General features: G+C 70.5%; 26 protein-coding genes. 25 read left to right on the top strand and 1 reads right to left on the bottom strand.

Annotated elements, in window-relative coordinates:
* Positions 1-45: 45 nt before the first annotated feature.
* The 18 genes from proS (at position 46) to ACWCPF_RS22075 (ending at position 14,787) form a co-directional block, all read left to right on the top strand.
* Positions 46-1,461, top strand: a complete 1,416-nt coding sequence (gene proS / locus ACWCPF_RS21990) for a proline--tRNA ligase (protein WP_451046747.1) — start codon at positions 46-48, stop codon at positions 1,459-1,461.
* A 260-nt stretch (positions 1,462-1,721) separates the two neighbouring features.
* Positions 1,722-2,318, top strand: coding sequence for a hypothetical protein (locus tag ACWCPF_RS21995; RefSeq protein ID WP_351911628.1), 597 nt, complete (start codon positions 1,722-1,724; stop codon positions 2,316-2,318).
* Positions 2,319-2,621: 303 nt separating this feature from the next.
* Positions 2,622-3,044 carry a 30S ribosomal protein S16 gene (rpsP, locus tag ACWCPF_RS22000; protein WP_351911627.1) on the top strand — a complete coding sequence of 141 codons (423 nt, stop codon included), beginning with the start codon at positions 2,622-2,624 and terminating at the stop codon, positions 3,042-3,044.
* 5 nt (positions 3,045-3,049) lie between these two features.
* A complete protein-coding gene (locus ACWCPF_RS22005; RefSeq protein WP_003973401.1) occupies positions 3,050-3,289 on the top strand; it encodes an RNA-binding protein in 240 nt (79 codons plus the stop codon).
* Between the two features lie 85 nt (positions 3,290-3,374).
* A complete protein-coding gene (rimM, locus tag ACWCPF_RS22010; RefSeq protein WP_451046748.1) occupies positions 3,375-3,917 on the top strand; it encodes a ribosome maturation factor RimM in 543 nt (180 codons plus the stop codon).
* A 3-nt stretch (positions 3,918-3,920) separates the two neighbouring features.
* On the top strand, positions 3,921-4,754 hold the full coding sequence (gene trmD / locus ACWCPF_RS22015) for a tRNA (guanosine(37)-N1)-methyltransferase TrmD (protein ID WP_451046749.1): 834 nt from the start codon (positions 3,921-3,923) through the stop codon (positions 4,752-4,754).
* Between the two features lie 137 nt (positions 4,755-4,891).
* Positions 4,892-5,242: a 50S ribosomal protein L19 gene (rplS, locus tag ACWCPF_RS22020; protein ID WP_351911624.1), complete on the top strand. Its 351-nt coding sequence runs from the start codon at positions 4,892-4,894 to the stop codon at positions 5,240-5,242.
* A 45-nt stretch (positions 5,243-5,287) separates the two neighbouring features.
* Positions 5,288-5,986 carry a signal peptidase I gene (gene lepB / locus ACWCPF_RS22025; protein WP_451046750.1) on the top strand — a complete coding sequence of 233 codons (699 nt, stop codon included), beginning with the start codon at positions 5,288-5,290 and terminating at the stop codon, positions 5,984-5,986.
* On the top strand, positions 5,979-7,076 hold the full coding sequence (gene lepB, locus ACWCPF_RS22030; RefSeq protein ID WP_451046751.1) for a signal peptidase I: 1,098 nt from the start codon (positions 5,979-5,981) through the stop codon (positions 7,074-7,076). Before lepB (ACWCPF_RS22025) ends, lepB (ACWCPF_RS22030) begins: the two co-directional genes overlap by 8 nt.
* Positions 6,964-7,944: a signal peptidase I gene (gene lepB / locus ACWCPF_RS22035; protein ID WP_451046752.1), complete on the top strand. Its 981-nt coding sequence runs from the start codon at positions 6,964-6,966 to the stop codon at positions 7,942-7,944. The genes lepB (ACWCPF_RS22030) and lepB (ACWCPF_RS22035) overlap by 113 nt, the downstream gene beginning before the upstream one ends.
* 112 nt (positions 7,945-8,056) lie before the next feature.
* A complete protein-coding gene (gene lepB / locus ACWCPF_RS22040) occupies positions 8,057-8,839 on the top strand; it encodes a signal peptidase I (protein ID WP_451046753.1) in 783 nt (260 codons plus the stop codon).
* Entirely contained in the window at positions 8,829-9,365 is a 537-nt protein-coding gene (locus tag ACWCPF_RS22045; RefSeq protein ID WP_451046754.1) for an NUDIX hydrolase, read from the top strand. The genes lepB (ACWCPF_RS22040) and ACWCPF_RS22045 overlap by 11 nt, the downstream gene beginning before the upstream one ends.
* Positions 9,366-9,421: 56 nt before the next feature.
* Positions 9,422-9,730 carry a DUF2469 domain-containing protein gene (locus ACWCPF_RS22050; RefSeq protein WP_005311352.1) on the top strand — a complete coding sequence of 103 codons (309 nt, stop codon included), beginning with the start codon at positions 9,422-9,424 and terminating at the stop codon, positions 9,728-9,730.
* A gap of 106 nt (positions 9,731-9,836) precedes the next feature.
* Positions 9,837-10,208, top strand: a complete 372-nt coding sequence (locus ACWCPF_RS22055; protein WP_451046755.1) for a YraN family protein — start codon at positions 9,837-9,839, stop codon at positions 10,206-10,208.
* 1 nt (position 10,209) lies between these two features.
* Positions 10,210-11,835, top strand: coding sequence for a YifB family Mg chelatase-like AAA ATPase (locus ACWCPF_RS22060; RefSeq protein ID WP_451046756.1), 1,626 nt, complete (start codon positions 10,210-10,212; stop codon positions 11,833-11,835).
* Positions 11,832-12,995 carry a DNA-processing protein DprA gene (gene dprA / locus ACWCPF_RS22065; RefSeq protein WP_451046757.1) on the top strand — a complete coding sequence of 388 codons (1,164 nt, stop codon included), beginning with the start codon at positions 11,832-11,834 and terminating at the stop codon, positions 12,993-12,995. Before ACWCPF_RS22060 ends, dprA begins: the two co-directional genes overlap by 4 nt.
* 264 nt (positions 12,996-13,259) lie before the next feature.
* On the top strand, positions 13,260-14,102 hold the full coding sequence (whiG, locus tag ACWCPF_RS22070; RefSeq protein WP_451046758.1) for an RNA polymerase sigma factor WhiG: 843 nt from the start codon (positions 13,260-13,262) through the stop codon (positions 14,100-14,102).
* A 127-nt stretch (positions 14,103-14,229) separates the two neighbouring features.
* Positions 14,230-14,787 carry a TetR/AcrR family transcriptional regulator gene (locus ACWCPF_RS22075; RefSeq protein ID WP_451046852.1) on the top strand — a complete coding sequence of 186 codons (558 nt, stop codon included), beginning with the start codon at positions 14,230-14,232 and terminating at the stop codon, positions 14,785-14,787.
* A 40-nt stretch (positions 14,788-14,827) separates the two neighbouring features.
* Here the strand turns inward: ACWCPF_RS22075 and ACWCPF_RS22080 are convergent, their stop codons facing one another.
* Positions 14,828-15,412, bottom strand: a complete 585-nt coding sequence (locus ACWCPF_RS22080) for a M23 family metallopeptidase (RefSeq protein ID WP_451046853.1) — start codon at positions 15,410-15,412, stop codon at positions 14,828-14,830.
* 286 nt (positions 15,413-15,698) lie between these two features.
* Between ACWCPF_RS22080 and rpsB the strand changes: the two genes are divergently transcribed.
* From rpsB to ACWCPF_RS22115, 7 genes are all read left to right on the top strand, one after another.
* A complete protein-coding gene (gene rpsB, locus ACWCPF_RS22085) occupies positions 15,699-16,643 on the top strand; it encodes a 30S ribosomal protein S2 (RefSeq protein WP_451046759.1) in 945 nt (314 codons plus the stop codon).
* Positions 16,644-16,801: 158 nt separating this feature from the next.
* Positions 16,802-17,638, top strand: coding sequence for a translation elongation factor Ts (gene tsf / locus ACWCPF_RS22090; RefSeq protein ID WP_451046760.1), 837 nt, complete (start codon positions 16,802-16,804; stop codon positions 17,636-17,638).
* A 189-nt stretch (positions 17,639-17,827) separates the two neighbouring features.
* Complete coding sequence (pyrH, locus tag ACWCPF_RS22095; RefSeq protein WP_451046761.1) at positions 17,828-18,586, top strand: UMP kinase; 759 nt, start codon at positions 17,828-17,830, stop codon at positions 18,584-18,586.
* A gap of 173 nt (positions 18,587-18,759) precedes the next feature.
* A complete protein-coding gene (gene frr, locus ACWCPF_RS22100) occupies positions 18,760-19,317 on the top strand; it encodes a ribosome recycling factor (protein ID WP_451046762.1) in 558 nt (185 codons plus the stop codon).
* Positions 19,317-20,543 carry a phosphatidate cytidylyltransferase gene (locus ACWCPF_RS22105; RefSeq protein ID WP_451046763.1) on the top strand — a complete coding sequence of 409 codons (1,227 nt, stop codon included), beginning with the start codon at positions 19,317-19,319 and terminating at the stop codon, positions 20,541-20,543. Before frr ends, ACWCPF_RS22105 begins: the two co-directional genes overlap by 1 nt.
* Positions 20,544-20,688: 145 nt before the next feature.
* Complete coding sequence (gene rlmN / locus ACWCPF_RS22110; protein WP_451046764.1) at positions 20,689-21,795, top strand: 23S rRNA (adenine(2503)-C(2))-methyltransferase RlmN; 1,107 nt, start codon at positions 20,689-20,691, stop codon at positions 21,793-21,795.
* Positions 21,796-21,921: 126 nt separating this feature from the next.
* Positions 21,922-23,001, top strand: coding sequence for a thiamine ABC transporter substrate-binding protein (locus ACWCPF_RS22115; protein ID WP_451046765.1), 1,080 nt, complete (start codon positions 21,922-21,924; stop codon positions 22,999-23,001).
* Positions 23,002-23,069: the final 68 nt, after the last annotated feature.

The following is a 23,069-nucleotide window of genomic DNA, read 5'->3' on the forward strand; positions in this document are numbered from 1 at the left end:
GGCCAGAATTCACATCCCGGCAACTTGGGCCCGTACCATCGCGCCATGGCAAAGGCACCCGTTCTCACCCCGCGGGCAGACGATTTCCCCCGCTGGTACCAGGATCTGATCAACAAGGCGGAACTGGCCGACAACGGCCCAGTGCGCGGCACGATGGTGATCCGACCGTACGGTTACGGGCTGTGGGAGCGGATGCAGGCGGAGATGGACGCCCGCATCAAGGAGACGGGCACCGAGAACGCGTACTTCCCGCTGCTGATCCCGCAGTCGTACCTCACGCGCGAGGCGGACCATGTCGAGGGTTTCGCGCCCGAGTTGGCGGTGGTCACGCACGGCGGCGGCAAGGAGCTGGAGGAGCCGGCGGTCGTCCGGCCCACGTCCGAGACGATCATCAACGAGTACTTCTCCAAGTGGGTGCAGAGCTACCGCGATCTGCCCCTGCTGATCAACCAGTGGGCCAACGTGGTCCGTTGGGAGCTGCGGCCCCGGCTCTTCCTGCGCACCTCCGAGTTCCTCTGGCAGGAGGGGCACACCGCCCATGCCACATACGAGGAGGCCCGCGACTTCGCCGCGCGCATCCACCGCGAGGTCTACGGCGACTTCCTGGAGAACGTCCTGGCGATCGACTTCGTCGCCGGCCGCAAGACGGTCAAGGAGCGGTTCGCGGGGGCGATCAACACGCTGACCCTCGAAAGCATGATGGGCGACGGCAAGGCCCTCCAGATGGTCACCAGCCATGAGCTGGGCCAGAACTTCGCCAAGGCCTTCAACACCCGCTACCTCTCGAAGGACGGCGCCCAGGAACTGGTCTGGCAGACCTCCTGGGGTTCGACGACCCGCATGATCGGCGCGCTGGTGATGACCCACGGCGACGACGACGGGCTGCGGGTGCCGCCGCGGCTGGCGCACGTCCAGGTCGTCGTCCTGGCGATCAAGGGCGACGAGGCGGTTCTGGCCAAGGTCCGCGAGCTGGGCGACCGGCTGCGGGCGGCGGGCCTGCGCGTCCGCGTCGACGACCGTACCGACGTCCCGTTCGGGCGGCGCGCGGTCGACTGGGAGCTCAAGGGCGTGCCCGTCCGCATCGAGATCGGGCCCCGTGACCTGGAGAACGGCACGGCGATGCTGGCCCGCCGCATCCCGGGCGGGAAGGCGCCGGTGGCGATCGACACGATCGTCGGCCTGCTGCCCGCGCTCCTGGAGGAGGACCAGGCGCTGCTGCTGCGGCAGTCCCGAGAGCGCCGCGAGTCCCGGACGACGGATGTGTCGACGATCGAGGAGGCGGCCGAGGCGGCCGTCGCCGGCGGCTGGGCGCGCATCCCGTGGGCGACCCTCGGCGAGGAGGGCGAGGCCAGGCTGGCCGAGCAGTCGCTGACCGTACGGTGTCTGGTCGCCGAGGACGGGTCGGTGCCGGACGACGGGGACGCTCCCGGTAACGTCGCGATCGTCGCGCGCGCTTACTGAGACGGCGCCCTCCGCGCGAGAGAGCGACCGAAACGCCTCTTGCGTCGCGGGGGATCATCCCTGCCCCGGCGCGCGGACATGGTCTACGCGCCGGGTCGTAAGGGGTCTACGCACCAGCTTGGTACGAGCTGTGAGGCTTCTCCGCAGATCAGCGCACCCGCCCTCGTCTCCACGCATCAGTGCCAACTGACGGGTACGTGCAAATTATTTGGGATGCCCCGGAATAGGAACACAGGGGCACTCCCGCTCGTTGTCATTACGTGAGCACGACACAGACACCACCAGTTCTCGCCGCAGAGCTGGCAGAGGCGTGGGCCGACATTCAGCGGTACCACCCCGAACTGCCGGATCTCGCCGCGCCAGAGTCCCTGATCGGGGAGTCGTCGTCCGCCTGCGGTCACGAGCTCTCCTTCGAGCGACTGCTTCACGAGGCAGTCCATGGCATCGCCGCCGCCCGAGGTGTCCGGGACACCTCCCGTGCCGGCCGCTACCACAACCGCAGATTCCTCGCGATCGCCGAGGAGCTGGGCCTGGACCACCCCGAGGAACCGCATCCGAGCAGCGGTTTCTCCCTGGTCACGCTCAACCCCGAGGCCAAGCGGCGCTACCGGCCGACGATCGAGCGCCTCCAGCGGGCCCTCAAGGCCCATACGGCGGCCACCTCCGCCGACACCACCCGCACGTTCCGCGGCCCGGCGGCCCGCCACGGCTCCTCCGGCGGAGGCGTCCGGGTGAAGGCCGTCTGCGACTGCGGGCGCAATGTGCGGGTCGTGCCCTCGGTCCTGGCCCAGGCGCCGATCGTGTGCGGGGGCTGCGGCAAGCCGTTCCGGATCCCGGAGATCGTCGGCGCGGCCTAGTTCCGGGCAGATCATGCACCGGCATCTCGTGGCTGCCGGTTCAGCGTGGTGCGGGGAGCCGTCGTCGCCCTGTCGACGGCGCCCCGCCGGCGCCGGGCGTCTGTCAGGCATGCCCGGAAGTCGTGCGGACCACCCGTGGCCGGAAGGCACCCAGGTGGTGTGGCACAATGGCTAGCTGTACTCGACAGTCGCACAGGACCCCTCTCTCCTCCGGCTGACGCGTCCATCGGGCACTCGGGTACCGCAACCCCACGCGGCAATCTGCCGTGCCCAACCACGTCAAAACCAGGAGAACCCACTCCCGTGGCAGTCAAGATCAAGCTGAAGCGTCTGGGCAAGATCCGTTCGCCTCACTACCGCATCGTCGTCGCCGACTCCCGCACCCGTCGTGACGGCCGTGCGATCGAGGAGATCGGCAAGTACCAGCCGACGTACAACCCGTCGGTCATGGAGGTCGACGCCGACCGCGTGGCGTACTGGCTGGGTGTCGGCGCGCAGCCGACCGAGCCCGTGCTCGCCATCCTGAAGAAGACCGGCGACTGGCAGAAGTTCAAGGGCGAGCCCGCCCCGGCGCCGCTGCTCGTCGCCGAGCCGAAGAAGGCTCGCCCGCTGTTCGAGGCCCTCGGCGGCGACGACTCGGGCAAGGGTGAGGCCATCACCCAGAAGAAGAAGGCCGAGAAGAAGGACGAGGCCGCGGCCGAGTCCTCTGAGTCGACCGAGGCCTGAGCAGCATGCTCGAAGAGGCGCTTGAGCACCTCGTGAAGGGCATCGTCGACAACCCCGACGATGTGCAGGTCGCATCCCGCAACCTGCGCCGCGGGCGCGTGCTCGAGGTCCGGGTCCACCCGGACGACCTCGGCAAGGTGATCGGCCGCAACGGCCGCACCGCACGCGCTCTGCGCACCGTCGTGGGCGCCATCGGCGGCCGGGGCGTCCGCGTCGACCTCGTCGACGTGGACCACGTTCGCTGAACGCGTTTCGCAGCACCGGCTCGGGCCGGGGAGGGCCACTGGGCCGTCCCCGGCCCGTGGTCATATCCACAGGAGATCAAGCACAGTGCAGCTGGTAGTCGCTCGTATCGGCCGCGCCCACGGCATCAAGGGCGAGGTCACCGTAGAGGTCCGTACCGACGAGCCGGAGCTGAGGCTCGGGCCCGGCGCCGTACTCGCCACCGATCCCGCGGCCGCGGGCCCGCTCACCATCGAGACCGGCCGGGTCCACAGCGGGCGCCTGCTGCTGCGCTTCGAGGGAGTCGAGGACCGCACCGCCGCCGAGGCGCTCCGAAACATCCTCCTGATCGCCGAGATCGACCCGGAGGCGTTGCCGGAGGAGGACGACGAGTACTACGACCACCAGCTCATGGACCTCGATGTGGTCACCGTGGACGGCGTGGAGGTCGGCAGGATCACCGAGATCTCGCATCTGCCCTCGCAGGACCTGTTCATCGTGGAGCGGCCCGACGGCAGCGAGGTGATGATCCCGTTCGTCTCGGAGATCGTCACCGAGATCGACCTGGAGGAGCAGCGGGCGGTCATCGACCCGCCGCCCGGTCTCATCGACGACCGGGCCGAGATCGTCTCCTCGCGGGAAGAGGCGTAGGAGATGCGCCTCGACGTCGTCACGATCTTCCCCGAGTACCTCGACCCGCTGAACGTCTCCCTCGTCGGCAAGGCACGCGCGCGTGGGCAGCTCGACGTCCATGTGCACGACCTGCGGGAGTGGACGTACGACCGGCACAACACCGTCGACGACACCCCCTACGGCGGCGGGCCCGGCATGGTCATGAAGACCGACCCCTGGGGCGCCGCCCTCGACTCCGTCCTCGCCGACGGCTACGAGCGGGGCGCGCACGCGCCGGCGATCGTCGTACCGACCCCCAGCGGCCGCCCCTTCACCCAGGAACTCGCGGTCGAGCTCTCCGAACGCCCCTGGCTGATCTTCACCCCGGCCCGCTACGAGGGCATCGACCGACGGGTCATCGACGAGTACGCGACCCGGATCCCGGTCTACGAGGTCTCCATCGGCGACTACGTCCTGGCCGGCGGAGAGGCCGCCGTCCTCGTCGTCACGGAGGCCGTGGCGCGCCTGCTGCCCGGGGTGCTCGGCAACGCCGAGTCGCACCGCGACGACTCCTTCGCCCCCGGCGCCATGGCCAACCTCCTGGAAGGCCCCGTCTACACCAAGCCGCCCGCCTGGCGCGGCCGGGGGATCCCCGACGTGCTGCTCAGCGGCCACCACGGGAAGATCGCCCGCTGGCGCCGCGACGAGGCCCTGCGCCGCACCACGGCCAACCGGCCCGACCTGATAGAGCGCTGCGATCCGAAGACCTTCGACAAGAAGGACCGCGAGATGCTCTCCATCCTGGGCTGGGCGCCCGACCCGGAGGGTGCGCCGTACGGTCGATTTTGGCGCAGGACCGAGGGCATGGAACAATAGGTCGCTGTTGTGCGCCGTCCGGTGTGCGCCCCTGCCGCAGGGGGACACGACGCCCGCCTCGACGGGCACACGGCACTCAATCCTCGAACATCTAGTTCCGTTGATGACCTGTGGCATCAGCGAAGAAAGCAGACGAAATGTCTCACCTGCTCGACAATGTCGACGCCGCGTCGCTGCGCACCGACATCCCGGCCTTCCGCCCGGGTGACACCGTCAACGTCCACGTCCGCGTCATCGAGGGCAACCGCTCCCGTGTGCAGCAGTTCAAGGGCGTAGTCATCCGCCGTCAGGGCGCGGGCGTCCGCGAGACCTTCACGGTCCGCAAGGTCTCCTTCTCCGTCGGCGTCGAGCGCACGTTCCCGGTGCACACCCCGATCGTCGAGAAGATCGAGCTCGTCACCCGCGGTGACGTGCGTCGCGCGAAGCTGTACTACCTCCGTGAGCTGCGCGGCAAGGCCGCGAAGATCAAGGAGAAGCGCGACAACTGAGTGCCTTCAGGGGTTCATAGAGGGGCCGGATAGCATCTGGCTCCGATGGACACCGAAGCTCGAACGACGACGGAGCGCGACCGCTCCTCCAGCCCTGAACCAGCGGGCGCGGAGGGCCGGTCGCGTTTCGCGTTGGCGACCTGGGTCACGGAGCGGATCCCGGGCGGCCGGATCAGTCTCACCCTGCTGGTCTGCCTGGCGTTTTTGCTGGTCCTCAACGCTTTCGTGGCTCAACCATTCCAGATTCCCAGCGGATCCATGGAAAACGGATTGAGGATCGGCGACCGGGTTCTCGTAAATAAGTTGGCGTACCGTTTCGGTGCCGAGCCGCGGCGCGGCGACGTCATCGTGTTCGACGGCACCGGGTACTTCGGGAACTCCGACTACATCAAGCGCGTCGTGGGTGTAGGGGGAGACCACGTTGTCTGCTGTGACAAGGAGGGGAGAATCCAGGTGAACGGCCGGTCGGTCGACGAGTCGACGTTCCTGTACCCCGGCGACAGCCCGTCCACGGTGGACTTCGACGCGGTCGTGCCGGACGGCGCGCTGTTCGTCCTCGGCGACCATCGCAGCCACTCCAGCGACTCCCGGGACCATCTGGGCTCACCGGGCGGCGGCATGATCCCCCTCGACGCGGTGATCGGCCGTGCCGACTGGGTCGTGTGGCCCTATGCCCACCTCACGCGGCTGCCCCGACCGGGCGCCTACGCGCGCGTGCCCGGCCCGGAGGGCGCCCATGGGTAACCGCGGCAAGCCGCGCGGCGTGCCCACGTCCGCCGCGGACCAGCTCCTGCCCACCGGCGTCCGGCGCGCCTCGAGCCCGGCCGGCGGTCGCTCGCGCGCGGAGCGGCGCCAGCTCCAGCGCAAGGTCAAGCGCAAGCGCAGGCGGTCGGCCGTCCGGGAGATACCGCTGCTGGTCGGCGTCGCCGTCCTGATAGCCCTGGTGCTGAAGACGTTTCTGGTCCAGGCCTTCGTGATCCCGTCCGGCTCCATGGAGCAGACGATCCAGATCGGCGACCGCGTCCTGGTCGACAAGTTCACCCCGTGGTTCGGCTCGAAGCCCGAGCGCGGGGACGTCGTCGTCTTCAAGGATCCCGGCGGCTGGCTGGACGACGAGCAGACGACGGCGAAGAAGGAGGACCCGATCGTCGTCAAGCAGGTGAAGGAAGCGCTCACCTTCATCGGTCTGCTGCCGTCCGACGACGAGAAGGACCTCATCAAGCGGGTCGTCGGGGTGGGCGGCGACCGCGTCGTGTGCTGTGACACGCAGGGCAAGGTGACCGTCAACGGCATTCCCCTGGAGGAGGGGCCGTATCTGTACCCCGGCAACCAGCCCTCCGCCACGGCCTTCGACATCACCGTCCCCCAGGGGCGGCTGTGGGTGATGGGCGATCACCGGGCCAACTCCGCGGACTCCCGCGCCCATCAGAACACCGACTACGGCGGCACCGTCTCGGAGGACGAGGTGGTGGGGCGGGCGATGGTCATCGCCTGGCCGGTGGGCCACGTGGTCCGCCTCAAAGAACCGCAAACTTTTTCTTCCGTGTCCGGCTCGACGGCCACGACGACCGCGTCCGCCCAGCTGTCGCATAGGGTTGCTCCCGGCGATCCGAACGGATCGATCCGACAACTCCCGAGCCCTGCGGAACTCCCGCTCGTTATGGGAGTGGTGGGCCTGCGCCGTATGTGGGGCAGGCAGCGGCACAGAGTGAGGAGTTGGCGTGGGGGATGTGGCGGTTGGCGCACGGTCCGGGCACGACGGCGAGGATCACCGCGGGCACCCCGTGGAAGCCGCCGACCCGGCTCTGGACGGCGGCGTGACCTCCGGGAGTGACCCCGCGGCGGGCGGCGACGGCCCCCCGGCGGACGGGCCGCCCGGGGGCGACGAAGCGGGGTCCGGCGGCTCGGCCCCGAAGCCGAGGAAGCCGCGCTCCTTCTGGAAGGAGCTGCCGATCCTGATCGGCATCGCGCTGGTCCTCGCCCTGCTGATCAAGACGTTCCTGGTGCAGGCGTTCTCCATCCCGTCGGCTTCGATGGAGAACACGCTGCGGATCGGCGACCGGGTCCTGGTGGACAAACTGACCCCGTGGTTCGGCTCCGAGCCGGAGCGCGGCGAGGTCGTCGTCTTCCACGACCCCGACGACTGGCTGGCCGGTGAGGCCACCGTCGACCCGAACGCCTTCCAGACCTTCCTCAGCTGGATCGGCCTGATGCCGTCCGCGGAGGAGAAGGACCTGATCAAGCGGGTCGTCGGGGTCGGCGGCGACACGGTCTCCTGCAAGGGCACGGGCCCGCTCACGGTCAACGGCAAGGCGCTGAACGAGCCGTACGTGTACCCCGGCAACACCCCGTGCAGCCAGGACGACCAGGGCGGTCAGTTCACGGTGAAGGTCCCCAAGGGGTTCGTCTGGGTGATGGGCGACCACCGGCAGAACTCCCGCGACTCGCGCTACAACCAGTCGGACGAGAACCACGGCATGGTCCCCGTCGACCAGGTCGTCGGCCGTGCCATCGTCAAGGCCTGGCCGATCACCCGCTGGGGCACCCTGCCGGTGCCGGACACCTTCGACCAGGTCGGCCTGAACGACCAGTCCGCGGCCTCCGCGGCGCTGACGATCGCCCCGCAGGGCCTCGCCCTCGCCGGGGTCGTGCCGGTGGTGCTGTGGCGCCGTCGGCGCACGGCGGACTCCGAGACCCGCTGACCCCCTTCCCCCGGCCGCTCGGCAAACCCTTTCCCAAGGTTGCGGCCCTGGCGGGGAAGACCGGGGAAGAGGGGCTGCCCCGGTTCGGTACCGCCGGGTAGGGTGCGGATCCATGGGTGGCGAGAGCACGACGCGTACGGCCCCGCACAGCGGCGGTGGCATCAGCAGTGGCCCGGTGGGCAGCCGGACCGGACAGCGTCTGTCCGGACTGGCCGTCGCACTGGGCCTCGTGCTGTTCCTCGCCGGATTCGGCTGGGGCGCCCTCGTCTACCGGCCGTACACCGTGCCCACCTCCTCCATGAGCCCCACGATCGCCGCCGGCGACCGCGTCCTGGCCGAGCGGATCGACGGCGGCGAGGTGCGCCGCGGGGACGTCGTCGTCTTCACCGACAAGACGTGGGCGAGCGGCTCGGCCGTGGTCAAGCGGGTGGTGGCGGTCGGCGGCGACACGGTCTCCTGCTGCACCGACGGCAAGCTGACCGTCAACGGCAAGCAGATCGAGGAACCGTATCTGCCGCCGGGCAGCCTGGCCGAGATCAAGAACTTCCCGACCGTGACCGTCCCAGAGGGCAGGCTGTTCCTGCTCGGCGACGAGCGGGAGGGCTCCCTGGACTCCACCGCCCATCTCTCGGACGCGGCGCAGGGCACGGTCGCGCGCAGCGCCGTGACGTCGCGCGTCGACGCCGTCGTATGGCCCATGAACGGCATGCTGGAGCGCCCCACGGGCTTCGAGACCCTGGGCGCCCTCTCCCAGCAGGGTCCGCTGCGGACGATGGGCTGGATGATCGTCGTCGGCGCGGTGCTGGTGCTGGGCGGCGGGGCGTACGGCCCGATCGCCAAGCGGACGTCGGCCCGCCGCAACCGCAGCCGGCCGGAGCCCGCCGGTGTCCGCTGACCCGGCGGACGAGTCGTCGGGCGCGGCTCTCGACTCCTACGAAGGCGGGCTGCGCAAGGTCGCCCGGGTCGTCCTCCTCGACCCGCAGGACCGCATCCTGCTGCTGCACGGCCATGAGCCCGACGACCCGGCCGACGACTGGTGGTTCACACCGGGCGGCGGCGTGGAGGGCGACGAGACCCGGGAAGAGGCCGCCCTGCGGGAACTCGTCGAGGAGACCGGGATCGCCGAGGTCGACCTCGGCCCGGTGCTGTGGCGGCGCAGATGCTCCTTCCCCTTCGCCGGCCGCCGCTGGGACCAGGACGAGTGGTACTACCTCGCCCGTACGACGGTGACGGCGACCCGCGCGACGGCGCTGACCGAGCTGGAGCGGCGCAGCGTCGCCGGAGCACGTTGGTGGACGTGTCAGGAACTGACCCGGGCACATGAGACGGTGTATCCGACCAGACTCGCCGAGCTGCTGCGCAGGCTGCTCGACGAAGGTCCTCCGGCCGGACCGGTGACCCTTGACACGGAAATCGTCTAGGGGCGCACGGGACTGGCGCACAATGGGGGGATCGCACGGCTGAAGGGGAACATGCCATGAGCGCCGAGGACCTCGAGAAGTACGAGACCGAGATGGAGCTGAAGCTCTACCGGGAGTACCGCGATGTCGTCGGTCTGTTCAAATATGTGATCGAGACCGAGCGGCGCTTCTACCTCACCAATGACTACGAGATGCAGGTGCACTCGGTCCAGGGCGAGGTGTTCTTCGAGGTGTCGATGGCTGACGCCTGGGTGTGGGACATGTACCGGCCGGCCCGGTTCGTGAAGCAGGTGCGGGTGCTCACGTTCAAGGACGTGAACATCGAGGAGCTGAACAAGAGCGACCTGGAGCTTCCGGGAAGCTGAGTTCGCTCGCCCGGGTGACCAGGTTGTCCACAGCCGCCGAGTTCTCCACCAAGATCCTTTCGGTGGCGGCGGATGCGTGAGTGTCGGTGCCGGAGGTGGTGCCGACATGAACGCGGATCTGGCACGTGGTGCACGCGGCAAATACGGCGAGGAGCTGGCCGCCCGGCGGCTGGCCGAGGCCGGAATGACGATCCTGGAGCGCAACTGGCGCTGTGGCAGGACCGGTGAGATCGACATCGTCGCGAGGGACGGCGACGTCCTGGTCGTCTGCGAGGTGAAGACCCGCAGCGAGGGCGGATTCCAGCACCCGATGGCGGCGGTGACGCCCGAGAAGGCCGAGCGCCTGCGCGGGCTGGCCGAGCAGTGGATCCAGGCGCACGGCGGAGCCCCGCCGGGCGGCGTACGCATCGACCTGATCGGCGTCGTCCTGCCCCGCCGTGGAGCCGCCGTCGTCGAGCACGCGCGGGGGGTGGCCTGAGATGGGGTTCGCGCGCACGTGCTCGGTGACGCTGGTGGGCGTCGAGGGAGTCGTCGTCGAGGTGCAGGCCGACCTCGAACCGGGAGTGGCGGCCTTCACGCTGGTGGGGCTGCCGGACAAGAGCCTGACCGAGAGCCGCGAGCGGGTCCGGGCGGCGGTGGTCAACTCGGGCGGCGAATGGCCGCAGAAGAAGCTCACCGTCGGCCTCAGCCCGGCCTCGGTGCCCAAGGGCGGCAGCGGTTTCGACCTCGCGGTGGCCTGCGCCGTGCTCGGCGCCGCCGAGCGGATCGACCCGCGGGTGCTCACCGACATCGTGATGATCGGGGAGCTGGGCCTGGACGGACGGGTGCGCCCGGTGCGGGGCATCCTGCCCGCCGTGCTGGCCGCGGCCGACGCCGGATACGAACAGGTGGTCGTGCCGGAGTGCGCCGCGGCCGAAGCGGCGCTGGTCCCGGGCGTCTCGGTGCTCGGGGTGCGCAGCCTGCGCCAGCTGATCGCCGTCCTCGCGGACGAGCCCGTGCCCGAGGAGGAGCCGGACGACACCGGCCGCCCGGATCCGCTCCTGGCCGGTCTGCGGATGCCCGGCACGGGCGCTGCCACCGGCATGCACAGCTTCGGCGCCGTCCAGCACGACCACGAGCACGACCTCGCGGACGTCGTCGGCCAGGGCTCGGCGCGCACCGCCGTGGAGGTGGCCGCCGCGGGCGGACACCACCTCTTCCTGGAAGGGCCGCCAGGGGCGGGCAAGACCATGCTCGCGGAGCGCCTGCCGGCCGTGCTGCCCCGGCTGGGCCGGCAGGAGTCGCTGGAGGTCACCGCGGTGCACTCGGTGGCCGGACTGCTGCCGCCGGGCAAGCCCCTCATCGACGTGCCCCCGTACTGCGCCCCGCACCACTCGGCCACCATGCAGTCGCTGATCGGGGGCGGGGCGGGGATGGCCCGGCCCGGAGCCGTGTCGCTGGCCCACCGGGGCGTGCTCTTCCTCGACGAGACCCCGGAATTCGGCAGCCACGCACTCGACGCGCTGCGGCAGCCGCTGGAGGCGGGGCATGTGGTGATCGCGCGCAGCGCGGGCGTGGTCCGGTTCCCGGCCCGCTTTCTGATGGTGCTCGCGGCCAACCCCTGCCCCTGCGGCCGGTTCTCGCAGCGGGACAGCATGTGCGAGTGTCCGCCCTCCGTGATCCGCCGCTATCAGGCGCGGCTCTCCGGCCCGCTGCTCGACCGGGTCGATCTGCGCGTCGAGGTCGACCCGGTCAGCCGGGCCCAGCTCGCGCACCGCGGTTCCGGCGGCGAGTCCACGGCGACCGTCGCCGACCGGGTCAGGGCCGCCCGGGAGCGCGCGGCGGCCCGGCTGGCGGGCACGCCGTGGCGGACCAACAGCGAGGTGCCGGGCCGTGAGCTGCGCAGTCGCTGGCATGCCTCCGCCGGGGCCATGGACGAGGCGGAGCGGAACCTGGAGCGCGGGGTGCTGACCGCCCGGGGGCTCGACCGGGTGCTGCGCGTGGCCTGGACCGTCGCCGACCTCGTCGGGCACGACCGCCCCGGCGCGATGGACGTGGCGCTGGCCCTGCAACTGCGCACAGGGGTGCCGCGCGGTGTCCCGATGGCCCTCGGGGCCCTGACGTGAACGGCGGCGGTGGTGGGCCTGCCGACGAGCGGCTGGCCCGGGTCTTCCTCGGGCGGGTCCTCGAGCCCGGGGACGAGGTGGGCGGGCAGTGGGTGCGCGAGCGCGGGGTGCCGGAGGTGGTGCGGCGGCTGCGGGGCGACGGGGAGCCGCTGCCGGGGGTGACCGCCCGGCGCTGGGCCGGCCTGCGGGCGCGCGCCGGGCGGGCCGAGCCGGAGCGCGATCTGGCCGTCGCCCGGGAGACCGGCGTGCGCTACGTGTGTCCGGGAGACGCCGAGTGGCCGGGAACGCTGGACGAGCTCGGGGACGCCCGGCCGCTGGGGCTGTGGGTGCGCGGGCGGCCCAGTCTGCGGATATGGGCGCTGCGGTCGGTCGCCGTCGTCGGAGCCCGCGCCTGCACCGAGTACGGCGCCCACATGGCCGCCACCCTCGCCTGCGGCCTCGCCGAACGCGGCTGGGTCGTGGTGTCCGGCGGGGCCTACGGGGTCGACGGCGCCGCCCACCGGGGCGCCCTCGGCGCGGGCGGCGCCACCGTCGCCGTCCTCGCCTGCGGGGTCGACCAGCCCTATCCGCGCGGCCACACGGAGTTGATCAACCGGATCGCGGAACAGGGCCTGGTGGTCGGGGAGTTGCCGCCCGGGGACCACCCGACGCCGAGCAGGTTCATCCAGCGCAACCGGGTGATCGCCGCGCTCACCCGGGGCACGGTCGTCGTCGAGGCCGCCCACCGCAGCGGCTCGCTGGTCACCGCGCGGGCGGCGCAGCGGCTGGGCCGCCACACGATAGGAGTGCCCGGGCCGGCCACCAGCGGCCTGTCCACCGGGGTGCACGAGCTGCTGCGGGGGGAGGCCGTGCTGGTCACCGACGCCGCGGAGATCGTCGAACTGGTGGGTGACATGGGCGAGCTGGCCCCCGACCGGCGTGGGCCGGTGCTGCCGCGCGACCTGCTGGAGCCGGCCGCCCGGCAGGTCCTGGCCGCGCTGCCCGCCCGCAGGCCCGCGGCCGCCGCGGAGATCGCCCGCGAGGCCCGCACCACACCCGACGACGCGATCGCGAGGCTGTACGAGCTCAAGGCGCTCGGCTATGTCGAACGACACGGCGACGGCTGGAAGTTGACACGCCAGGCGATGGTCTCCGTCCGAGGGGGTCGCCCGGCGTGTTGACCCGGGGTGTTCGGCCGTCCGGGGGAACGCCGAAAGCCTTGGGAATTCCGGTAGTTGACCCACTCCGATGATCATCCACGGCCGTCGGCGGGGCCCCGGAGCGCACCCAGCGGAACGTATCTGCGCACCGCTCCGGGCGCGACCTTCGCGCACCGCGACACTCCAGTCACGCTACGCTCACGAGGATTCCGGCACAGAACGGCACCACTGCACCACGCGGTACCCACCTCGCACACTTCACGGCAGAACGGCACAAGGCGACGAATGCCCCAGCACACCTCCGGGTCCGACCGGGCGGCGCTCCCCCCAGCCGCCCGTGACGGTGGCAGCGTGCGCCCGCCCGCTCCCTCGACGCTCGACGAGCTGTGGCGCTCGTACAAGACGACCGGGGACGAGCGGCTGCGGGAGCAGCTGATCCTGCACTACTCACCGCTGGTGAAGTACGTGGCCGGAAGGGTGAGCGTCGGTCTGCCGCCCAATGTGGAGCAGGCCGACTTCGTGTCCTCCGGGGTCTTCGGGCTGATCGACGCGATCGAGAAGTTCGACATCGACCGGGAGATCAAGTTCGAGACGTACGCGATCACCCGCATCCGGGGCGCGATGATCGACGAGCTGCGCGCGCTGGACTGGATCCCGCGGTCGGTGCGGCAGAAGGCCCGTAACGTCGAGCGGGCCTACGCCACGCTGGAGGCGCGGCTGCGGCGCACCCCGTCGGAGTGCGAGGTGGCCGCCGAGCTGGGCATCGCGGTGGACGAACTGCACGCCGTATTCAGCCAGTTGTCGCTGGCCAACGTGGTCGCGCTGGAGGAGCTGCTGCATGTCGGGGGCGAGGGCGGCGACCGGCTGAGCCTGATGGACACGCTGGAGGACACGGCCGCGGACAACCCCGTGGAGGTGGCCGAGGACCGGGAGCTCAGGCGGTTCCTGGCGCGGGCCATCAACACCCTGCCCGACCGGGAGAAGACGGTCGTCACGCTGTACTACTACGAAGGGCTGACGCTCGCCGAGATCGGGAACGTGCTGGGCGTGACCGAGAGCCGGGTCAGCCAGATCCATACCAAGTCCGTGCTCCAGCTGCGCGCGAAGCTGGCCGGCTTCGGTCGTTGAGCCGCGTTCGCGCGGGTTCCGCGCGCTCGCCGACCTGGCCGGATGTCACAAGTGCGGGCGGAGTCACTCCCGCCGGGGGTGGCGCGTCCGTAGAGTGGTTGACGTGCCAAGGATTCGAGCGGCCTCCGTGGCCGAGCACCGATCGATGCAGCGCGCCTCCCTCCTGGACGCGGCACGCTCCCTGTTGTCCGAGGGCGGGACGGAGGCGCTGACCTTCCCGGCCCTCGCCGAGCGGACCGGCCTCGCGCGCTCGTCCGTGTACGAGTACTTCCGCTCGCGCGCCGCCGTGGTCGAGGAGCTGTGCGAGGTCGACTTCCCCGTGTGGGCGGCGGAGGTCGAGGCGGCCATGGCCGCCGTCGACGGGACGGAGGCCAAGGTCGAGGCGTATGTCCGAAGCCAGCTCGCGCTGGTGGGCGACCGGCGGCACCGGGCCGTCGTCGCGATCTCGGCCAGCGAGCTGGACGCGGGGGCCCGCGAGAAGATCCGGGCCGCGCACGGCGGCCTCGTGACGATGATCGGGGAGGCGCTGGCGGAGCTGGGACACACGGAGCCCCGCCTGGCGGCGATGCTCCTGCAGGGTGTCGTGGACGCGGCGGTGCGACGGATCGAGCTGGGCGCCGCTGAGGACCCTTCGGCGATCACGGAAGCGGCGGTGGCGATGGTGCTGAGGGGCGTCCAGGGCTGAGGGGCGTCCAGGGCTGAGAAGTGTCCAGGGCCGAGGGGCGTCACGGCAGCGGCACGCCCAGTACCGGGAGCAGGCGGGACGGGCCCGTGCGGCGCAGCCATGGGGGCAGTAGCGACAAGGGGTCCAGATAGGTTCTGCCGGTCAGCAGGCCCCAGTGGACGCAGGTTCGGGTGCAGTGGGAGCCGGTCGGTTCCACCGTGCCGATCGGCTGGCCCGGGGCCACCTCGTCGCCCTTGCGCACCGAGGCCCGCACCGGTTCGTAGGTCGTGCGCAGGGGCGGTTCGCCCGTAGCCGTCAGTTCGACCGAGACGACGCCCCGGCCCGCCACCCGGCCCGCGAAGGACACCCGGCCGGCCGCCACCGTCCGTACCGGGGCGCCCGGCGGGGCCGCCAGGTCGACGCCCCGGTGACCGCGGGCGTACGGCGTCGCCGGCGGTTCCCAGCCGCGCAGCACCGCCGGCCGCGTGCCCACCGGCCAGGCGCGGCCGATCGCCGGGACCGCGGGCGGAGCGGGCGCGGGGGCCCGCGGCGGGGGGTGCGGGTTCGCCCCTGCCGCGGACGCCAGGACCAGGATCGTCATCGACAGGAGCGGCGCCAGGCCGCCGAGGCATCGCTTCGCGTGCATATGCATGGGAAAACCGTTCCGCATCCGGGCGATCACGGCCCCGACCTGTGGACCACTCGCCGGTTGTGGACAGCGGCGTCACCCGTCGGCCCGCGGGTCCCGTACACTTCTTCTGGCGATCCGGGTCACCGGGTCGACTTCGCACGCCCCGGTATCGGGTGCCGGCCACGGTCGGTCTCCCGGTGTCAGCGCCCCTCGGTCCTTCGTGGCTCGGCGCATCGCGGGCGTCAGGCGCGGGAGCCGTCCGGTTCCCGCGGCACAACCGAGAAACCCAAGGAGAACGGCCATGGCCGTCGTCACGATGCGGGAGCTGCTGGAAAGCGGCGTCCACTTCGGTCACCAGACCCGTCGCTGGAACCCGAAGATGAAGCGCTTCATCTTCACCGAGCGCAACGGCATCTACATCATCGACCTGCTCCAGTCGCTGTCGTACATCGACCGCGCCTACGAGTTCGTCAAGGAGACCGTCGCCCACGGCGGCACGGTCATGTTCGTCGGCACGAAGAAGCAGGCGCAGGAAGCGATCGCCGAGCAGGCGACCCGCGTCGGCATGCCCTACGTCAACCAGCGCTGGCTGGGCGGCATGCTCACCAACTTCTCGACCGTCTACAAGCGCCTGCAGCGCCTCAAGGAGCTCGAGCTCATCGACTTCGAGGACGTCGCCGCTTCGGGTCTGACGAAGAAGGAGCTCCTGGTCCTCTCGCGTGAGAAGGCCAAGCTCGAGAAGACCCTCGGTGGTATCCGCGAGATGTCCAAGGTGCCCAGCGCCGTCTGGATCGTGGACACCAAGAAGGAGCACATCGCGGTCGGCGAGGCCCGGAAGCTCAACATCCCGGTCGTCGCCATCCTCGACACCAACTGCGACCCCGACGAGGTCGACTACAAGATCCCGGGCAACGACGACGCGATCCGCTCCGTCACCCTGCTCACCCGCGTGATCGCCGACGCGGTCGCCGAGGGCCTCATCTCCCGCTCCGGCGTCGCCACCGGCGACAAGGGCGACAAGGCCGCCGCCGAGCCGCTGGCCGCCTGGGAGCGCGACCTGCTCGAGGGCGAGAAGAAGGCCGACGAGGCCGAGAAGCCCGCCGAGGCCGCTGCCGAGGCCCCCGCGGCTGAGGCTCCGGTCGCCGAGGCGCCCGCCGCCGAGGCTCCGGCCGCCGAAGAGGCGCCCGCCGCCGAGGAGGCCCCCGCTGCCGAGGCCGCTCCGGCCGCCGAGGGCGAGCAGGCCTGAGTCAGGCCGTAGGCCGTCCGGCGGCTGAGCCGTCGGTACGGCCCCAGGGACGATAGTGACGGCGGGTGGCGTCTTGACCGAGCCGCCCGCCGTTCACCCACCGCCCCAGATCTTCGTAGATCTTCGAGACTTCGAACTCCGAGAGAGATTCACAGATCATGGCGAACTACACCGCCGCTGACGTCAAGAAGCTCCGTGAGCTGACCGGCGCCGGCATGATGGACTGCAAGAAGGCCCTGGACGAGGCCGAGGGCAACGTCGAGAAGGCCGTCGAGGCGCTCCGGATCAAGGGCCAGAAGGGCGTCGCCAAGCGCGAGGGCCGCTCCGCCGAGAACGGCGCCGTGGTCTCGATCATCGCCGACGACAACTCCTCCGGCGTCCTCGTCGAGCTGAAGTGCGAGACGGACTTCGTCGCCAAGGGCGAGAAGTTCCAGGCCGCGGCCAACGCCATCGCCGAGCACGTTGCCAAGACCTCCCCGGCCGACCTCGAGACGCTGCTCGCGTCCGAGATCGAGGCCGGCAAGACCGTCCAGGCGTTCGTGGACGAGGCCAACGCCAACCTCGGCGAGAAGATCGTGCTGGACCGCTTCGCGGTCTTCGCCGACGGCTTCGTGTTCGCGTACATGCACCGCACGATGCCCGACCTGCCCCCGCAGATCGGTGTCCTCGTCGAGCTGGACAAGCCGAACGCCGAGGTCGCCAAGGGCATCGCCCAGCACATCGCCGCCTTCGCGCCGAAGTACCTCTCCAAGGAGGACGTGCCGGCCGAGGTCGTCGAGTCCGAGCGCCGCGTCGCCGAGGAGACCACCCGCGCCGAGGGCAAGCCCGAGGCCGCCCTGCCGAAGATCGTCGAGGGTCGCCTCAACGGCTTCTTCAAGGACGCCACGCTGCTCGGCCAGCCGTACGCGCTGGACAACAAGAAGTCCGTCCAGAAGGTCCTGGACGAGGCCGGTGTCGCCCTGAAGCGCTTCACGCGCATCAAGGTCGGCATCTGAGTCCGTACCGCGATCGACGCGTCGGCCCGATAGGGTCGGGTGCAGTCGTCCGGTACGCCGTCACGCGCACGCGTGACGGACGACAGCAGATCTGACGAGGAGGCCATTGCCGAGCACGGGTTGCGGACGACACCCCACCGGCAGTGGCCTTCTTCGTATGTGCACCACGTGAAAGAGGCGGGATCTCCCATGACCACCAAGCCCCAGAAGAGCGACGACGGCAAGGTACGCGGCCGGTTTCTGCTGAAGTTGTCCGGTGAGGCATTCTCCGGTGGCGGGGGCCTGGGCGTGGACCCGAACGTGGTGCACAAGATCGCCCGGGAGATCGCGGCCGTCGTCCGGGACGGCGCGGAGATCGCCGTCGTCATCGGCGGCGGCAACTTCTTCCGCGGCGCCGAACTCCAGGTGCGCGGCATGGACCGGGCCCGCTCGGACTACATGGGCATGCTGGGCACGGTCATGAACTGCCTCGCCCTCCAGGACTTCCTGGAGAAGGAAGGCATCGACAGCCGCGTCCAGACGGCCATCACCATGGGCCAGGTCGCCGAGCCGTACATCCCGCTGCGGGCCGTGCGGCACCTGGAGAAGGGCCGAGTGGTCATCTTCGGCGCCGGTATGGGCATGCCGTACTTCTCGACCGACACCACCGCCGCGCAGCGCGCCCTGGAGATCGACGCCGAGGCGCTGCTGATGGGCAAGAACGGCGTGGACGGCGTCTACGACTCCGACCCGAAGACCAACCCGGAGGCCGTCAAGTTCGACGCCCTCGGCTACGGCGAGGTCATCACACGCGAGCTGAAGGTCGCCGACGCCACCGCCGTCACACTGTGCCGCGACAACAAGCTTCCGATCCTCGTCTTCGAGCTCCTGACGGAGGGCAATATCGCTCGCGCCGTCAAGGGTGAGAAGATCGGCACGCTTGTGGGTGAGCAGAGCAGCCGGGCCTGACCGGCACAACCCCGGTCTCGTACGACAGTCCCTGACCGGGGGACGGACCCTGGCCGGGGGATGGACAATGTCCTGCCGGTCGGGAACCGTGCACGAAGAAGACGCGACGCAGCCGGCCGCCGCCCCCGCAAGGATCCGCAGCCGGGCCTACTCAAGACACGCAGGAGCAAGTGGTGATCGAAGAGACCCTCCTCGAGGCCGAGGAGAAGATGGAGAAGGCCGTCGTGGTCGCCAAGGAGGACTTCGCCGCGATCCGCACCGGCCGTGCGCACCCGGCGATGTTCAACAAGATCGTGGCCGACTACTACGGCGCGCCGACGCCGATCAACCAGCTGGCTTCGTTCTCCGTGCCGGAGCCGCGCATGGCGGTAGTCACCCCGTTCGACAAGACGGCCCTGCGCAACATCGAGCAGGCCATCCGCGACTCCGACCTGGGCGTCAACCCCAGCAACGACGGCAACATCATCCGGGTGGTGTTCCCCGAGCTCACCGAGGAGCGCCGCCGCGACTACATCAAGGTCGCCAAGACCAAGGGCGAGGACGCCAAGGTGTCCATCCGCGCGGTCCGTCGCAAGGCCAAGGACGCGATCGACAAGCTCGTCAAGGACGGCGAGGTCGGCGAGGACGAGGGCCGCCGTGCGGAGAAGGAGCTCGACGACACCACCGCGAAGTACGTCGCCCAGGTGGACGAGCTCCTGAAGCACAAGGAAGCGGAGCTGCTCGAGGTCTGATGAACGACTCTTCCTGGGGCTCACCGCCACAAGCCGGGTCACGGGCCGGGTACTGGGGGCCCGCCGCCCAGGGGCCTGTCCAGGGGGCCGCCCCGGCGGGTCCCGCGTACGATGCGCCTGAGGCGCAGCAGACTCGCCCCATGCCCATCGTCCCCGACGTACCCGCGCACGGCGGAAACCAGGATGACGAGCGGGGGGCCGCTCGGCCGGGCGGCCCCTTGTTCCGAGACGATCCCTACGGCAGCGCGTCCTACGGCAACCCGCCCTACGGCGGCACGCCCTATGGCAGCGGGCCGTACGGCGACGCCGCGCGCGGCGACGACACCCCGTCGGCACGGCCCCACGCGGCGGTGCCGCAGAATCCGGAGCCCATGCCCGACGCCCCTCAGCCTGCGCCCGCACCGCAGAAGAAGAGCGCGGGCCGAGACCTGGGCGCGGCCATAGGGGTCGCGGTCGGACTCGGCGCGGTGATCCTCGCGTCGCTGCTCGTGGTCAAGGCCGTGTTCGTCGGCGTCGTCGCGGTGGCCGTCGTCGTCGGGCTGTGGGAGCTGACCAGCAGGCTGCAGGAGCGCAAGGGCATCAAGGCGCCGCTCGTGCCGCTCGCGGTCGGCGGCGCCGCGATGGTCGTCGCCGGGTATGTCCGGGGCGCCGAGGGCGCCTGGGTCGCCATGGCCCTCACCGCTCTCTCGGTGCTGGTCTGGCGGATGACGGAACCGCCCGAGGGCTATCTGAAGGACGTCACCGCAGGCGTCTTCGCGGCCTTCTACGTCCCGTTCCTGGCCACGTTCGTCGCCCTGATGCTGGCCTCCGACGACGGAGCGCAGCGCGTCATCACCTTCCTGCTGCTGACGGTCGTCAGCGACACGGGCGCGTACGCCGTCGGCTGGCGCTTCGGCAGGACCAAGCTCGCCCCGCGCATCAGCCCCGGCAAGACCCGCGAGGGCCTGTTCGGCGCGGTGTCGTTCGCGATGGTCGCGGGCGCGCTGTTGATGCAGTTCCTGATCGACGACGGCACCTGGTGGCAGGGACTGCTGCTCGGTTTCGCCGTCGCCGCCAGCGCCACGCTCGGCGATCTCGGCGAGTCCATGATCAAGCGGGACCTGGGCATCAAGGACATGGGCACGCTCCTCCCGGGCCACGGCGGCATCATGGACCGGCTGGACTCGCTGCTGCCCACGGCTCCGGTCGTCTGGGCGTTGTTCGTGCTCTTCGTCGGCTCCGGCTGACCCACCCCGCGCACAGCGGCTCGTACGGGCCCTCGCCCCGGTCTCCGGGACGGGGGCCCGTCGCTGCGAGACCGCCCCGAGGCCGCTGCCGCTGTGACGAGCGCGGCACCGGTCACACGATTCGATCTGCGACACTGATATGGCTATGCCTAAGCCCGGAGAACTCACTTTCGTCGCCCCCCGCGGAGCTCAGAAGCCGCCGCGGCACCTTGCCGACCTCTCGCCCGCCGAGCGGAAGGAGGTCGTGGCGGAGATCGGTGAGAAGCCGTTCCGTGCCAAGCAGCTGTCGCAGCACTACTTCGCGCGTTACGCGCACGACCCGGCCGAGTGGACGGACATCCCCGCCGGTTCGCGCGAGAAGCTGCGCGAGGCGCTGCTGCCGGACCTGATGTCGGTCGTCCGGCATCTGTCGACGGACCAGGGGACCACCCGCAAGACCCTGTGGCGGCTGTTCGACGGCACGCTCGTGGAGTCGGTGCTGATGCGCTACCCGGACCGGGTGACGATGTGCATCAGCTCGCAGGCCGGGTGCGGGATGAACTGCCCGTTCTGCGCGACCGGGCAGGCGGGGCTGGACCGGAATCTGTCCACCGCCGAGATCGTCCATCAGATCGTCGACGGCATGCGGGCGCTGCGGGACGGCGAGGTGCCGGGCGGGCCGGCCCGGCTGTCGAACATCGTGTTCATGGGCATGGGCGAGCCGCTCGCCAACTACAAGCGGGTCGTCGCCTCGATCCGGGCGCTCACCGACCCCGCCCCCGACGGGCTCGGGCTCTCGCAGCGGGGCATCACCGTGTCGACGGTCGGGCTCGTGCCGGCCATCCACCGGTTCTCCGACGAGGGCTTCAAGTGCCGGCTCGCGATCTCCCTGCACGCCCCCGACGACGAACTGCGCGACACCCTCGTCCCCGTGAACACGCGGTGGAAGGTGCGCGAGGTGCTGGACGCCGGGTTCGAGTACACCGAGCGCTCCGGGCGCCGGCTGTCCATCGAGTACGCGCTGATCCGGGACATCAACGACCAGGCCTGGCGTGGCGACCGGCTCGGCCGACTGCTCCGCGGCAAGCCCGTGCACGTCAACCTGATCCCGCTCAACCCGACGCCGGGCTCGAAGTGGACGGCCTCGCGGCCCGAGGACGAGAAGGCGTTCGTCGAGGCGATCGCCTCGCACGGGGTGCCGGTGACCGTCCGGGACACCCGTGGTCAGGAGATCGACGGGGCCTGTGGACAGCTTGCCGCCACCGAGCGGTAATCTGTCCCGGTAGATACATCTTCATATCCGACAGGGGAGCGCCACAGCGCTGAGAGTGCGGTCATCGGGCCGCAGACCCTCTGAACCTCGCCCAGGTCATTCTGGGTAGGAAGTTCGGTCATCACCGTGAACACCAAGAAGCATTGGGCTGCCCTCGTCTGCCTCGGCCTTGTCACGCTGTCCGCGTGCGGGTCGTCCTCCGGCGACGAGGGAGACGCGGCGCAGTCCAAGACCGTCACCCTCGTCAGCCATGACTCATGGGCCGTGTCCAAGACCGTGCTCGCCGAGTTCGAGAAGACCTCCGGGTACCGGGTGAAGGTCCTCAAGGACGGCGACGCCGGGCAGGCCGTCAACAAGGCCATCCTCACCAAGGACAACCCGCAGGGCGACGTCTTCTTCGGCGTCGACAACACCCTGCTCTCCCGCGCGCTCGACAACGGGCTGTTCCAGTCGTACGAGGCGAAGGGGCTGGACCAGGTCGGCAGCGCGTTCCGGCTGGACGCCGAGAAGCACCGGGTCACGCCGGTCGACTTCGGCGACATCTGCGTCAACTACGACAAGGCGTACTTCACCGAGCACAAGCTGGCCCCGCCGGCCTCCTTCGACGACCTGATCGAGCCCGCCTACAAGAACCTCCTCGTCACCGAGAACGCCTCCACCTCCTCGCCCGGACTCGGCTTCCTGCTCGGCACGGCCGCCAAGTATGGGGACGGCGGCTGGGAAGGCTACTGGGCGAAGCTCAAGGCCAACGGCGTCAAGGTCGTCGACGGCTGGGAGCAGGCCTACAACGAGGAGTTCTCCGGGTCCGCCGGCGGCCGGAAGGCGGGGGCCGACCGGCCGCTCGTCGTCTCCTACGCCTCCTCGCCGCCCGCCGAGGTGATCTACGGCGACCCGAAGCCGACGACCGCCCCGACCGGGGTCGCGGCCGGCACCTGCTTTAGGCAGGTCGAGTTCGCGGGGCTGCTGAGCAACGCGCACAACAGCGAGGGCGGCAAGGCGCTGATCGACTTCCTGATCGGCAAGGAGTTCCAGGAGGACATGCCGCTCAACATGTTCGTCTACCCGGTGCGGACGGGCGTGCAGGTGCCGGCCGAGTTCACGCAGTACGGGCCGCAGGCGAAGGATCCCGAGACCCTCGCCCCGGCGAAGATCGCCGAACACCGCGACGACTGGGTCAAGTCATGGACCTCGCTCGTACTGAAGTAGCCGAAGCAGCTGAAGCAGCCCCCGGCAAACGCAAGGGCAAGGGCGGCAAGGGGGGCGCGGCGGTCCGG

It is taken from the genome of Streptomyces sp. NPDC001858, from assembly GCF_053594615.1.

What these genes read in the sequence shown, in the direction of transcription:
- proS (WP_451046747.1), top strand. Translation starts at nt 46, where the DNA reads ATGGCAAAGGCACCCGTTCTCACCCCGCGGGCAGACGATTTCCCCCGC.
- ACWCPF_RS22005 (WP_003973401.1), top strand. Translation starts at nt 3,050, where the DNA reads ATGCTCGAAGAGGCGCTTGAGCACCTCGTGAAGGGCATCGTCGACAAC.
- trmD (WP_451046749.1), top strand. Translation starts at nt 3,921, where the DNA reads ATGCGCCTCGACGTCGTCACGATCTTCCCCGAGTACCTCGACCCGCTG.
- rplS (WP_351911624.1), top strand. Translation starts at nt 4,892, where the DNA reads ATGTCTCACCTGCTCGACAATGTCGACGCCGCGTCGCTGCGCACCGAC.
- lepB (WP_451046750.1), top strand. Translation starts at nt 5,288, where the DNA reads ATGGACACCGAAGCTCGAACGACGACGGAGCGCGACCGCTCCTCCAGC.
- lepB (WP_451046751.1), top strand. Translation starts at nt 5,979, where the DNA reads ATGGGTAACCGCGGCAAGCCGCGCGGCGTGCCCACGTCCGCCGCGGAC.
- lepB (WP_451046753.1), top strand. Translation starts at nt 8,057, where the DNA reads ATGGGTGGCGAGAGCACGACGCGTACGGCCCCGCACAGCGGCGGTGGC.
- ACWCPF_RS22050 (WP_005311352.1), top strand. Translation starts at nt 9,422, where the DNA reads ATGAGCGCCGAGGACCTCGAGAAGTACGAGACCGAGATGGAGCTGAAG.
- ACWCPF_RS22055 (WP_451046755.1), top strand. Translation starts at nt 9,837, where the DNA reads ATGAACGCGGATCTGGCACGTGGTGCACGCGGCAAATACGGCGAGGAG.
- ACWCPF_RS22060 (WP_451046756.1), top strand. Translation starts at nt 10,210, where the DNA reads ATGGGGTTCGCGCGCACGTGCTCGGTGACGCTGGTGGGCGTCGAGGGA.
- whiG (WP_451046758.1), top strand. Translation starts at nt 13,260, where the DNA reads ATGCCCCAGCACACCTCCGGGTCCGACCGGGCGGCGCTCCCCCCAGCC.
- ACWCPF_RS22080 (WP_451046853.1), bottom strand. Translation starts at nt 15,412, where the DNA reads ATGCACGCGAAGCGATGCCTCGGCGGCCTGGCGCCGCTCCTGTCGATG.
- rpsB (WP_451046759.1), top strand. Translation starts at nt 15,699, where the DNA reads ATGGCCGTCGTCACGATGCGGGAGCTGCTGGAAAGCGGCGTCCACTTC.
- tsf (WP_451046760.1), top strand. Translation starts at nt 16,802, where the DNA reads ATGGCGAACTACACCGCCGCTGACGTCAAGAAGCTCCGTGAGCTGACC.
- pyrH (WP_451046761.1), top strand. Translation starts at nt 17,828, where the DNA reads ATGACCACCAAGCCCCAGAAGAGCGACGACGGCAAGGTACGCGGCCGG.
- ACWCPF_RS22105 (WP_451046763.1), top strand. Translation starts at nt 19,317, where the DNA reads ATGAACGACTCTTCCTGGGGCTCACCGCCACAAGCCGGGTCACGGGCC.
- rlmN (WP_451046764.1), top strand. Translation starts at nt 20,689, where the DNA reads ATGCCTAAGCCCGGAGAACTCACTTTCGTCGCCCCCCGCGGAGCTCAG.